We start from the raw sequence: 13,438 nt of genomic DNA on the forward strand, positions 1-13,438 counted from the left end.
GACGCAAAGATATTTTCAGCGATGTTCCGAGATTGGTTCTGATGGTTGCGCGGGAGTGTGACGGTCGGGATGAAACAGAATTTGCCTGGCGGCGATAGCGCGGTGGTCCCACCTGACCCCATGCCGAACTCAGCAGTGAAACGCCGTAGCGCCGATGGTAGTGTGGGGTCTCCCCATGTGAGAGTAGGGAACTGCCAGGCATTCAACAAGACGAAGCCCTCTGTGAAAGCAGAGGGCTTTTTCACGTCGGTAGTGTTGATGCAGCCGGCATGCGCGGTGGGATAACTGCCCAGCATGCTGTCGCCGGGCCAGTATCAAATAACGGCAAACCCTCTTTAGAATATTGAACTAATAAATTTAGTTCTATTGATTTTTCAAACAGCTATAAAAGATAACCCATAATGAATTACCCAATGCTTTTTATAAACGGGCATGGGAGTAGATCATCATTCGACCCAAAGATTCGAAGCAGTGTTTTATCTTGAACGATTCGACGTTTTTCTACATGGTCTAACCGTCGTTCATTTTGTGGTCAACGCCGCGTAAAGCTTTTGCCCGCTATGTTCGATTAACTCCAGCACTCGATCCCGCTGACGATAAAATTGTGTTGTCATCATCAGAAAAGCTTCCGGTGTTGTCTGGTCAACGCAACCACGTAGAATCTACAGGCCGGGAAAGGCACCGCCATGATAGCTAAGATCATAATGGAAATCGTCGGTAGCTCTGTAGCGCAGGCGGTGCCAAAGCGCTAACACTTCCTTTAGCACCGGTTGCCAGCGAGATGCATCGGCCTGCCATAAGACTGACACGAGAGTATCGACGTTAGGAAAATATCATCTCTTAAGATGAAACATTTTCAACTAACAGTTGAATACTCGACATCATTAGGCAAAGACGATATTGTAGGCATCTGGATGTCTAAACGTTTATACGTATGCTTTGAGGTTCTATCGTTATGCCAATTCGGGTTCCTGATGAGTTACCAGCTGTAAATTTCCTGCGTAATGAAAATGTTTTTGTTATGACGTCTTCACGCGCCCGTACCCAGGAAATCCGTCCGCTCAAGGTGCTGATCCTCAATCTGATGCCGAAAAAAATTGAGACGGAGAATCAGTTCCTGCGGCTGTTATCCAATTCGCCGTTGCAGATTGATATCCAATTGTTACGTATTGACAGTCATGAATCTAAAAACACGCCGGCGGAGCATCTCAATACTTTCTATTGCGATTTTGAAGATATTCAGGACGAAAATTTTGATGGTCTGGTGGTCACCGGCGCACCGCTGGGACTAGTGGACTTCCATGATGTGATGTTCTGGCCACAAATAGATCGAGTTCTGCAATGGGCGAAAGGGCACGTCACCTCGACACTGTTCGTCTGTTGGGCGGTACAGGCGGCGTTGAATATTTTATATGATATTCCCAAGATGACCCGTAAGGAAAAACTGGCTGGTGTGTATCAACACCGCACCTTGGAGCCCCATGCTTTGCTGACCCGTGGGTTCGACGAAACTTTCCTGGCACCACATTCCCGTTATGCCGATTTTCCGACTGAGGCTATTCGTCAGTACACCGACCTGGAAATACTGGCGGAGTCGGAGCAAACCGGTGCCTATTTGTTCGCCAGCCCTGATAAACGACTGGCCTTTGTGACCGGACATCCCGAATATGATGCGTTGACGCTGGCCAGCGAATATCATCGCGATCTGGCGGCCGGCCTTAATCCCGCCATCCCGTTTAACTATTTCCCGGATAACAATCCGGACTTGCCGCCCAGCGCCAGCTGGCGCAGCCATGGTCATCTGTTATTCACCAACTGGTTGAATTATTACGTTTATCAGATTACACCTTATGATTTGCGGCATATGAATCCTACCCTGGAGTAGTATTCTGTATAACGATACAAGGCGTCTAAGAAGACGCCTTGTATTTTATGGCAAAGTGCATATAGCGGCGATAATGAGGAGATCGTAAGACGCTACAAGTATCTCCTTAATCTCAAACCATGCCATCCCTGGCGCGGATGCTTTACTCTTCTTCCTATTATCACCGTTCTGACGCCGTACATAGGTTTGTCAACGGTTAGCAAAGCACCTTCCTTTTTTCTTCTTTATCACTTCACTTTTCCCATCTTCTCTTCTGGTGAAATTCGTTTCCTCATTGGGGATAACTTTAATTTTTTATATTTCAATATGTTGCTGTGTTTTTTATTTTAAAATGGAAATAGTTTTTGATTTTTAAATTCGATGAGTTAGGCTTAACCCCGTTGACTGAAAAATAGTCGTATGAAATTCACTGGTTTTGCAGCCGACAAGACGAAGAGAATCTAACAAGGAACTATGATAATGACGCAACAGACGATAAGTAAGGAATTGGCGTTCAGTCAGCATTTTGGCGAAGCTGAGCGTCATATACTGACTGATGATGCGGTTGATTTCCTCACTGACCTGGTCAGCCGTTTCACACCACAGCGCAATGAATTACTGGCCGTCCGACAGACCGAGCAACAATTGATTGATGAAGGTCAATTACCGGATTTTATTTCGGAATCAAGTTCCATTACTGATGATGGCTGGAAAATCCGTGGTATTCCTGAAGATTTGCTGGATCGCCGAGTAGAAATTACCGGACCAGTAGAGCGCAAGATGGTAATCAATGCGCTTAATGCCAATGTGAAGGTCTTCATGGCGGATTTTGAAGATTCACTGTCCCCCAGTTGGGAAAAAGTGATTGATGGGCAAATCAATTTGCGTGATGCGGTACGGGGAACCATCTCCTACATCAATGAAACTGGGAAAATTTACCAGTTGAAGCCTGATCCGGCCGTGTTGATCTGCCGTGTCCGCGGTTTGCATCTGCCTGAAAAGCATGTCACCTGGCGAGGGGAGGCGATTCCCGGTAGCCTGTTCGATTTTGCACTTTATTTTTTCCACAATTATCAGCAACTACTGGCGAAAGGCAGTGGCCCTTATTTTTATCTTCCTAAAACACAATCCTGGCAAGAAGCCACCTGGTGGAATGATGTATTCAGCTATAGCGAAGATCGTTTTGGTTTACCACGTGGCACCATTAAAGCCACGGTGCTGATTGAGACTTTGCCAGCGGTTTTCCAGATGGATGAAATTCTTTATGTTATGCGTGATCACATCGTTGGGCTGAACTGTGGCCGCTGGGACTATATTTTCAGCTACATCAAAACGCTGAAAAACCATCCTGATCGAGTGCTGCCGGATCGCCAGTCGGTAACGATGGATAAACCCTTTCTAAATGCCTATTCGCGCTTATTGATTAAAACCTGTCACCGGCGTGGCGCATTTGCTATGGGCGGTATGGCGGCGTTTATTCCCAGTAAAGATGCTAAGCACAACCAATGGGTGCAGGAGAAAGTTCGCCAGGATAAGGAGATGGAGGCGAGAAATGGTCACGATGGCACCTGGATCGCGCATCCGGGCCTGGCAGACACGGTAATGCCGATTTTTGACCGGATTCTGGGTGGACGCAAAAATCAGCTGGACGTGTTGCGCGAGGGGGATGCCCCCATTACGGCCGCTGAGTTGCTGGAACCATGTCCGGGGGAACGCACGGAAACAGGGATGCGAGCCAATATCCGTGTAGCAGTGCAGTACATTGAAGCCTGGATTTCTGGCAACGGCTGCGTGCCGATTTATGGCCTGATGGAAGATGCCGCTACAGCGGAAATCTCCCGCACCTCCATCTGGCAATGGATTCATCACGGTAAAACTCTGAATGATGGCAGAGCCATTACCAAATCACTGTTCCGGCAGATGCTGTCGGAAGAAATGCAAGTGATCAGAGAAGAAGTAGGTGAAGAACGTTTCGGCAATGGGCGTTTCGATGAAGCTGCCCGTTTGATGGAGCGTATTACGACCCAAGATGAGTTGATTGATTTCCTCACCTTGCCCGGCTACGCATTACTTGATTAATCCAGTTGATAAAAGGAAGAGTCGTTATGAGTACCTCTCGTACCCAACAAATACAGCAAATTGAAGAAGAGTGGAAAAATGAGCGTTGGGAAGGCATCACCCGTCCTTATCGCGCTGAAGATGTCGTTAATCTTCGCGGTTCGGTCAACCCGGAAAGTACGTTGGCTCAATTGGGTGCGGCCAAACTGTGGAAACTCCTGCACGATGGTAAGTCACGCAAAGGCTATGTGAACTGCCTGGGAGCATTGACAGGAGGACAGGCATTGCAACAGGCCAAAGCCGGGTTAGAGGCGGTATATCTTTCCGGCTGGCAGGTGGCCGCCGATGCCAATCTGGCATCCAGTATGTATCCCGACCAGTCACTGTACCCGGCCAACTCGGTACCGTCTGTGGTGCAGCGCATTAACAATACATTCCGTCGCGCTGACCAGATTCAGTGGGCTAACGGTATCGGGCCAGACGATCCGCGTTATACCGATTATTTCCTGCCGATTGTCGCGGATGCTGAAGCGGGTTTTGGTGGTGTTCTGAATGCGTTTGAATTGATGAAATCCATGATTGAGGCCGGGGCGGCGGCAGTCCATTTTGAAGACCAATTGGCCTCGGTGAAGAAGTGCGGTCACATGGGGGGCAAAGTATTGGTGCCGACGCAGGAAGCTATCCAGAAACTGGTGGCAGCCCGTCTGGCGGCGGATGTGCTGGGTGTGCCAACGCTGTTGGTTGCGCGTACCGATGCGGATGCGGCCGATCTGCTGACCTCTGACTGTGATGATTACGATAAGGACTTTGTTACCGGTGAGCGCACGGTGGAAGGTTTCTACCGTACCCGGGCCGGTGTCGAACAGGCTATCAGTCGTGGGCTGGCGTATGCGCCTTATGCCGATTTGGTATGGTGTGAAACCTCGACACCCGATCTGGGGTTGGCACGTCGCTTTGCCGAGGCTATTCATGCAAAATTCCCTGGTAAATTGCTGGCCTATAACTGTTCACCGTCGTTCAACTGGAAAAAGAATCTGGATGACCGGACTATTGCCTGCTTCCAGGATGAGTTGTCGGAGATGGGTTATAAGTACCAGTTCATTACGTTGGCAGGGATTCATAGTATGTGGTTCAACATGTTTGATCTGGCCCATGCCTATGCCCAGGGCGAAGGTATGAAGCACTATGTGGAAAAAGTGCAGCAACCTGAGTTTGCTGCGAGTCAGGAGGGTTATACCTTTGTCTCACACCAGCAGGAAGTGGGTACTGGCTACTTTGATAAGGTGACGACGATTATTCAGGGCGGGGCTTCTTCGGTCACCGCGCTGACGGGATCAACGGAAGAGCAGCAGTTTTGATCTTGAGCGGCCAGCCTTGTGCTGGCCGTATTCGTATGGAGATCACGATGATTCATGATCGGGAACATTTGGTAGCCCAGACGATATTACAAGGTTTTGATGCGCAGTATGGTCGTTTTCTGGAAGTCACTGCTGGTGCTCAGCAGCGCTTTGAACGCGCCGACTGGCTAGCCGTTCAGCAATCTATGAAGCAGAGGATCCACCTTTACGATCATCATGTTGGGCTGGTGGTGGCACAGTTGGGGTGTATCACCGGTTCACAGTGTTATGACGCGGGTTTTGTCGAGCGGGTAAAGCAGATTTACACCTCGTTGCTGCCGGATTACCCACGTTTTGAAATTGCGGAAAGCTTCTTTAATTCCGTTTATTGCCGCCTGTTTAATCATCGTGAGCTGACGCCGGATAAGTTGTTCGTGTTCAGTTCACAACCAGAACAACGTTTCCATGAAATTCCTCGTCCCTTGGCAAAAACCTTTACACCAACCGACGGTTGGCCGGTCATGTTGAAAAAGCTTCTGACGGATTTGCCGTTGCGTTTACCGTGGGAAAATCTGGACCGCGACATTGATTATATTGTGGACGCGCTACAGCAGGATTTTGCGGATGACTCATTATCGCAGGCGTCATTACAGGTGGCCAACGAGTTGTTTTATCGTAATAAAGCTGCCTGGCTGGTGGGAAAACTGTATTTGCCTGATGGTGTATTCCCTTTTTTGTTGCCGATTCACCATAGTGAGCACGGGGCCCTGTTTATTGATACTTGCCTGACGACGCAGGCGGAAGCCAGCATTGTGTTTGGTTTCGCGCGTTCCTACTTCATGGTGTATGCGCCATTGCCGTCTGCGCTGGTGGCTTGGTTGCGCGATATTCTGCCCGGCAAAACTACGGCGGAACTGTATCTGGCGATAGGATGCCAGAAGCACAGCAAAACCGAATATTACCGCGAGTATCTGAATTATATGGCGGATTCGGAGGAGCAATTCATTATTGCGCCAGGTGTGAAAGGTATGGTCATGTTGGTATTCACATTACCGGCCTTTGACCGCGTGTTCAAAGTGATAAAAGATCATTTCGCCCCGCAGAAAGAGGTAAATGAGGAACGGGTTCGGGCCTGTTATCGCTTGGTGAAGGAGCACGATCGGGTTGGGCGTATGGCGGATACGCAGGAGTACGAAAATTTCGTGATCGAAATGCGCCGTATCAGCCCGGAACTGCTGGCGGAATTGCAAAGAGAAGTACCGGAGAAACTGGAATATTCAGGCGACAAACTGATCATTCGCCATTTGTATATGGAACGCCGCATGACGCCGCTGAATATCTATCTGGAGCAGGCGAACGAACAGCAACTGCGGGATGTGATTGAAGAGTACGGTAATGCTATCAAGCAGTTGGCTGCGGCAAATATCTTCCCCGGTGATATGTTGTTCAAGAACTTTGGTGTTACCCGACACGGGCGGGTCGTATTCTACGATTACGACGAGATCTGCTACATGACGGAAGTGAATTTCCGCGATATTCCACCCCCACGCTATCCTGAAGATGAACTGGCGGCTGAGCCCTGGTACAGCGTGGCGTCAAATGATGTGTTCCCGGAGGAGTTTCGCCTGTTTCTGTGTGGCGATCGCCGCTTGTCGTCGTTATTCGAAGAGATTCATGGCGATCTGTTTCAGGCGGATTACTGGCGGGCGTTACAGCAGCGTATCCGTGAGGGACATATTGAAGATGTTTATGCCTATCGGCGCAGAAAACGTTTTAGTCAGCGTAATGCTGTACCGATAGGGCCACGAGTCAGTGCTGCCTGACACTGAGTGATATACCGTTAGCGTATGCCACCATATTCATAAGTGATGTCTTTAGCCGCCTTGATGACCAGTGCACCCAATTCAGTAGTGCGATCATTTGTGATTCGGGATATCGGGCCGGAAATAGAAATGGCGGCAAAAGCTTCATGATGTTCATCCAGAATACAGGCGGCCACACAACGTAGCCCCAGCGCGTGTTCTTCATCGTCAAACGAATAACCTTGCTTGCGTATTTGCGCCAGATTTTCTTTTAAATTCTGTGAATTGCAGGTGTGTGGTGTGTAACTGTGCAACCCTTTTTTATGCAGTAGCTGCGAGATCTTGTCATCCGGCAGGCTGGCCAAAAAGGCTTTGCCAGCGCCAGAGGCGTGCATGGGCAATTTACCGCCGATGGGGGCAGACATCCGCATCAGCGCGGTACATTGTACCTGATCGATAATGATGGCCTGATAATCTGAGTGGTCGAGCACCGCGAGATTGACGGTTTCCCCTGAGCTTTCCATCAGCTTGCGTAGCGTTGGATGCACCATGGTCAGTAAGTTACGGCTTTGCAGGAAGCTACTGCCGACCACAAACGCCTGCGCGCCAATGGTCCATAACCCCAGTTCACCCACCTGACGGACAAAGCCTTGCTGCTGCATAGTGCTTAGTAACCGATGAGTAGTGGAATTGGGTAAACCGGCCTGCTGAGCCAAATCAGTCAAGGCGATACTGCCATTTGCCTTGGCAATGTATTCCAACAGGGTCAGACCACGCGTCAGTGATTGCACCTGCCCTGCGGGTTGAGCTGTCACGGTAGTGGCTCTGGGTTTCTTTCCTCGTTTGACTGGCTCTGGTGGCGTCATGATCTCGGTTCCTTTTTCATATAATGGAATTGATTTTCGTTTTTTTTTCAGAGATTGCAACCTTCTTCTGCAACACCTGATAAGTTGGTGTCAATAACTGAGAAACTCTCATCTGGCATGGGGCTGGCAGGGGGTGAACTTGTGCTAGGATAGACCTTCGCAGCGGCGATGGGGATTGACGACTGGAAAAGATGATGGCGACGAATCGGTTAAACGAATTACAACAGCAGTTGGCACAACGCATTATGATTTTGGATGGTGGCATGGGAACCATGATCCAGAGTTATCATTTGCAGGAAGAGGATTATCGCGGCGCCCGTTTTGCTGACTGGCCTAGCGATCTGAAAGGCAACAATGACCTGTTGGTGCTGACTAAGCCGGATGTGATTACCGCTATTCATGATGGTTACCTGGAAGCGGGTGCCGATATTCTGGAAACCAATACCTTTAACTCGACCCGCATTGCCATGGCCGATTATGACATGGCGGCGTTGTCGGCTGAGATTAACACCGCTGCCGCCCGATTGGCACGCGCCTGTGCCGATGAATGGAGTACACGGACACCGAATAAACCGCGTTATGTCGCGGGTGTTCTTGGGCCAACCAACCGCACTGCCTCAATATCACCAGATGTGAACGACCCGGCATTCCGCAATGTCAGCTTTGATCAACTCGTTGATGCTTATCGGGAATCCACCCGTGCACTGATCGAGGGTGGTGTCGATTTGATTATGCTCGAAACCATTTTTGACACGCTAAATGCCAAAGCGGCGGTATTTGCGGTAGAAAGCGAATTTGAGGCGTTGGGTATCACGCTGCCGGTGATGATTTCTGGCACGATTACCGACGCCTCCGGCCGTACGCTGTCTGGCCAGACGACGGAAGGATTCTACAATGCACTGCGTCATGCCAGGCCGTTGTCGTTTGGTCTTAACTGTGCGCTGGGGCCGGATGAGTTACGACAGTATGTGGCGGAATTGGCGCGTATTGCCGAATGTTATGTCACCGCGCATCCTAACGCGGGTCTGCCCAATGCGTTTGGCGAGTACGACCTGGATGCACAGGCGATGGCGCAGCAGATTGGTGAATGGGCGCGCGCCGGGTTTTTAAATATTGTGGGTGGGTGCTGTGGTACTACGCCGCAGCATATTGCCGCTATCGCCCGAGTCGTGGAAGGTGTGGCACCGCGGCCGCTGCCAACCATTCCGGTAGCCTGTCGTCTGGCAGGGCTGGAGCCCTTGAACATCGCTGATGACACGCTGTTCGTCAATGTTGGTGAGCGTACCAATGTAACCGGTTCGGCTCGTTTTAAACAATTGATAAAAGAAGAAAAATATAACGAAGCGCTGGCAGTGGCCCGCCAACAGGTGGAAAGCGGTGCACAGATTATCGACATCAACATGGATGAGGGAATGCTGGATGCCAAAGCGGCGATGATGCGTTTTCTCAATCTGATTGCCGGTGAGCCGGATATCGCCCGCGTCCCCATCATGATTGACTCTTCCAAATGGGAGGTGATCGAAGCCGGGCTGAAATGTATTCAGGGCAAAGGTATCGTCAACTCGATTTCCATGAAGGAGGGGGAAGATATTTTTCTCCATCACGCCAAATTGGTACGACGCTATGGCGCGGCCGTTGTCGTGATGGCGTTTGATGAAGTAGGGCAGGCGGATACCCGGGCCCGCAAGATTGATATTTGTCGCCGGGCCTATCGCCTCCTGACAGAAGAGGTTGGCTTCCCGCCGGAAGATATTATTTTCGACCCCAATATTTTTGCCGTGGCGACCGGCATTGACGAACATAACAACTATGCCGTTGATTTCATTGAAGCCTGTGCCGATATTAAAGCGCAATTGCCGCACGCGTTGATTTCCGGTGGTGTGTCTAACGTGTCGTTCTCATTCCGTGGCAATAATCCGGTTCGTGAAGCCATACACGCTGTATTCCTGTATTACGCTATCCGTAATGGTATGGATATGGGGATTGTGAATGCAGGTCAGTTGGCGATCTATGATGATTTACCCGCCGAGCTGCGTGATGCGGTGGAGGATGTGATTCTTAACCGTCGCAACGATGCAACGGAACAGATGCTGGGTCTGGCGGAAAAATACCGTGGTAGCAAATCCGAGGGTGACAGCAATAAACCGCAACACGAGTGGCGTAGCTGGCCGGTGAAAAAACGGCTGGAGTATTCTCTGATCAAAGGGATTACCGAATTTATTGAGCAGGATACCGAGGAGGCACGCCAACAGTCAGAACGCCCGATTGAGGTGATTGAAGGGCCGCTGATGGATGGTATGAATGTGGTGGGCGATCTGTTCGGCGCCGGGAAAATGTTTCTGCCTCAAGTCGTGAAGTCCGCCCGAGTGATGAAGCAGGCGGTAGCCTATCTGGAACCTTTTATTGAAGCCAGCAAGGCGAAAGGTTCCACCGCCGGGAAAATCCTGTTGGCAACGGTTAAAGGCGATGTACATGATATCGGCAAGAACATTGTGGGTGTCGTGTTGCAGTGTAATAACTACGAGATTATCGATCTGGGCGTGATGGTTCCCACCGATAAAATTTTGAAAACCGCACGGGAAGAGAACGTCGATATTATCGGGTTGTCGGGGTTGATCACGCCATCCCTGGATGAAATGGTGAACGTGGCAAAAGAAATGGAACGGCAGGGCTTTACGCTGCCGTTGCTGATCGGTGGTGCCACCACATCTAAAGCGCATACCGCAGTGAAGATAGAACAAAACTACAGTGGTCCAACCGTCTACGTACAAAATGCTTCACGTTCCGTCGGGGTCGTATCGGCGTTGCTGTCAGACACGCAACACGACGAATTTGTCGCCCGTATCCGCAAAGAGTATGAAACGGTGCGCATTCAGCATGGTCGTAAAAAACCACGTACCCCGCCGGTGTCATTGGAAGCGGCACGGGATAATGCCCAGGCCATCGACTGGAAAAATTACACGCCGCCAGTGGCGCATCGACTTGGTGTACAGCAGGTTTCCGCCGGCATTGAAACCCTGCGTAACTATATTGACTGGACACCGTTCTTCATGACCTGGTCGCTGGCTGGCAAATATCCGCGCATTCTGGAAGATGATGTGGTGGGTGAAGAAGCCAAACGGTTGTTTGCCGACGCGAATGCCATGCTGGATTCATTGGCCGCAGAGGGAGCGCTCAATCCTCGTGGTGTGGTCGGGATATTTCCGGCCAATCGTGTCGGTGATGATATTGAGATTTACACTGATGAGCATCGCAATGAGGTACGTGCGGTAGGCCATCATTTGCGCCAGCAAACCGAAAAAATCGACTTCCCTAACTATTGTCTGGCCGATTTTGTCGCCCCGAAATCCAGTGGAAAGCCAGACTATATCGGAGCATTTGCCGTTACCGGTGGGTTGGAAGAGGATCTGCTGGCGGAACAGTGGGAAGCGCAACATGATGATTACAACAAGATCATGCTCAAAGCGCTGGCGGATCGTTTGGCGGAAGCCTTTGCCGAATATTTGCACGAACGGGTACGTAAGGTTTACTGGGGATACGCGCCGAATGAAAATCTTGGTAGCGATGAGCTGATTCGTGAAAATTATCAAGGTATCCGCCCGGCTCCGGGGTATGCGGCGTGCCCGGAACATACCGAGAAAGCTACCATCTGGCAGCTACTGGATGTGGACAATCAAGCAGGAATGAAGTTGACGGAATCCTATGCCATGTGGCCGGGTGCCTCAGTATCCGGCTGGTATTTCAGCCACCCTGAAAGTAAGTATTTTGCCGTAGCACAGATTCAGCGCGATCAGGTGGAAGACTACGCCCTGCGCAAGCAGATGACGGTAAGTGAAGTTGAACGCTGGTTAGCCCCGAATCTGGGGTATGACGCGGATTAATATTTTACCAGGACGTCGGATGGCAGGCAGATATCAGAGAGAATGCGCTGGCGGTATATGGCATAGGACGGGCACCCTACGGTGCCCGTCTACGTTTTATTTGTCGGGTATTAATACAGGCCGATCACTTTCCACCACAGCAGCCCAGCAGACATGAAAATTGCCTGGTTAACCAGACTGATAGCAAACCCGGTTCTCCACCAGACGACGGTAGGCACATAGCCAGACCCGAACAGAATCGGACCGCGAGCGTGGGTATATTGTGTCAGTGAACAGTACAGGCTACTGGTGAACGCCAGCATCATCGCCATCGGTGCTGCCGGGATATGCAGACTGATACCGACACCCAGGAATACCGCGTACAGAGCGGCAATCTGTGCATTACCACTGGCAAAGAAATAATGAGTATAGAAATAGGCGGCATTGAGTAACAACAGTACCAATACCCAACTGGTGTTCCCCATCATATGGCTGATGTTGCTACCGATGAGATCACCAAACCAGGTTGTAAAACCGAGTCTTTTCAGCTGATTGGCCATCATTAATAGTGCGGCGAACCAAATCAGCGTGTCCCAGGCACCTTTTTCACTCTTGACGTCTTCCCAGTTTAATACCCCGGTTAACAGCAAGATGGACAAGCCGACAAAGGACGCGGTGGTGGCATTCACGCCCAGTACGCTACCAAAAATCCACAATACCAGCAGGATCAATACTGTGGCGGCCATCAGCCATTCTCCCCGGCTCATCCTGCCCATTTTATCCAGTTCGGAAATGGCCAGCTTCGGTGCCTCCGGCGTATGGCGGATTTCCGGTTTTACCAGGATATAAACGCACCACGGGACCAGCAGCAGGGAAATCATGCAAGGCACTACCGCTGCCACGAACCAACTACCCCAGGTGATGGTAATACCGGCGTTAGCCGCCAGTTTTACCGCTAGCAGATTACCGGTGTAACCGGTCATAAACATCGCGGCGGTGACGTCGTTAACGTTACCGATACACGTAATTAAAAAGGTACCAATCTTACTGCGGGATGCATCTTCCGGTTTGGAATCAAAGCTACGGGCCAGTGAGTCAGCAATCGGATAGATTACCCCGCCGCAACGGGCGGTGTTACTCGGCATGGCCGGCGACAACACCAGATCCGCAAATGCCAGACCATAGGCCAGGCCCAGCGTCCGTTTACCGAGCATACGAATCATTTGTAGTGCGATACGACGTCCCAGACCGGTTTTAATAAATCCTCGGGCAATCATGAATGCGACGACAATCAGCCAGATGAGTGAGCTGTTCAAATCACTCAGTGCCGTTTGGATGGAGGCACTCGCGGTGGTATCGCCTGCGGCATAGGTGAGAGCAAACAAAGTGATACTGATAATACCGATGGCCCCGATGGGTAATACGTTGGCCACAATACAGATAATGGTAGAGACAAAAATGACAGCCGAATGCCAGGCCGCTGGTTTTAGTCCTGTCGGTGGGGTGATATGCCAAAAGATACCGGCAATTATCAGGATAATCACTAAAGGCAGCCAGTTCAGGCCATATGATGTTTTGGTCTTCATCCATTTTCCTTGCTGAGGTCGGAAACGTTTGCTAATACGCTAACGCTTTAAAGTTAGGTATGTGC

The 13,438-nt window shown here is 50.4% G+C and carries 7 protein-coding genes and 1 rRNA gene; 6 read left to right on the plus strand and 2 right to left on the minus strand.

Annotated elements, in window-relative coordinates:
• The first annotated feature begins 84 nt into the window (after positions 1-84).
• From rrf to aceK, 5 genes are all read left to right on the plus strand, one after another.
• A 5S ribosomal RNA gene (gene rrf, locus CWC46_RS04930) occupies positions 85-200 on the plus strand.
• A 755-nt stretch (positions 201-955) separates the two neighbouring features.
• Positions 956-1,885: a homoserine O-acetyltransferase MetA gene (gene metA, locus CWC46_RS04935; RefSeq protein ID WP_021013316.1), complete on the plus strand. Its 930-nt coding sequence runs from the start codon at positions 956-958 to the stop codon at positions 1,883-1,885.
• A gap of 459 nt (positions 1,886-2,344) precedes the next feature.
• Positions 2,345-3,943: a malate synthase A gene (aceB, locus tag CWC46_RS04940; RefSeq protein ID WP_021013315.1), complete on the plus strand. Its 1,599-nt coding sequence runs from the start codon at positions 2,345-2,347 to the stop codon at positions 3,941-3,943.
• A 26-nt stretch (positions 3,944-3,969) separates the two neighbouring features.
• On the plus strand, positions 3,970-5,280 hold the full coding sequence (gene aceA / locus CWC46_RS04945; RefSeq protein ID WP_021013314.1) for an isocitrate lyase: 1,311 nt from the start codon (positions 3,970-3,972) through the stop codon (positions 5,278-5,280).
• 47 nt (positions 5,281-5,327) lie between these two features.
• A complete protein-coding gene (aceK, locus tag CWC46_RS04950; RefSeq protein ID WP_021013313.1) occupies positions 5,328-7,082 on the plus strand; it encodes a bifunctional isocitrate dehydrogenase kinase/phosphatase in 1,755 nt (584 codons plus the stop codon).
• A gap of 17 nt (positions 7,083-7,099) precedes the next feature.
• On the opposite strand, the gene iclR is transcribed toward aceK, so the two are convergent.
• Positions 7,100-7,927 (minus strand): glyoxylate bypass operon transcriptional repressor IclR, encoded by an 828-nt coding sequence (iclR, locus tag CWC46_RS04955; RefSeq protein WP_021013312.1) that lies wholly within the window; start codon positions 7,925-7,927, stop codon positions 7,100-7,102.
• A 194-nt stretch (positions 7,928-8,121) separates the two neighbouring features.
• Here iclR and metH point away from each other — a divergent pair, with 194 nt between their 5' ends.
• Entirely contained in the window at positions 8,122-11,808 is a 3,687-nt protein-coding gene (gene metH, locus CWC46_RS04960; RefSeq protein WP_021013311.1) for a methionine synthase, read from the plus strand.
• 110 nt (positions 11,809-11,918) lie between these two features.
• Here metH and CWC46_RS04965 read toward each other — a convergent pair whose 3' ends face one another.
• A complete protein-coding gene (locus CWC46_RS04965) occupies positions 11,919-13,373 on the minus strand; it encodes a DASS family sodium-coupled anion symporter (protein WP_021013310.1) in 1,455 nt (484 codons plus the stop codon).
• Between the last annotated feature and the right edge of the window lie 65 nt (positions 13,374-13,438).

This window comes from Prodigiosinella confusarubida, assembly GCF_002847015.1.
In the GTDB taxonomy this organism is placed as follows: domain Bacteria; phylum Pseudomonadota; class Gammaproteobacteria; order Enterobacterales; family Enterobacteriaceae; genus Prodigiosinella; species Prodigiosinella aquatilis.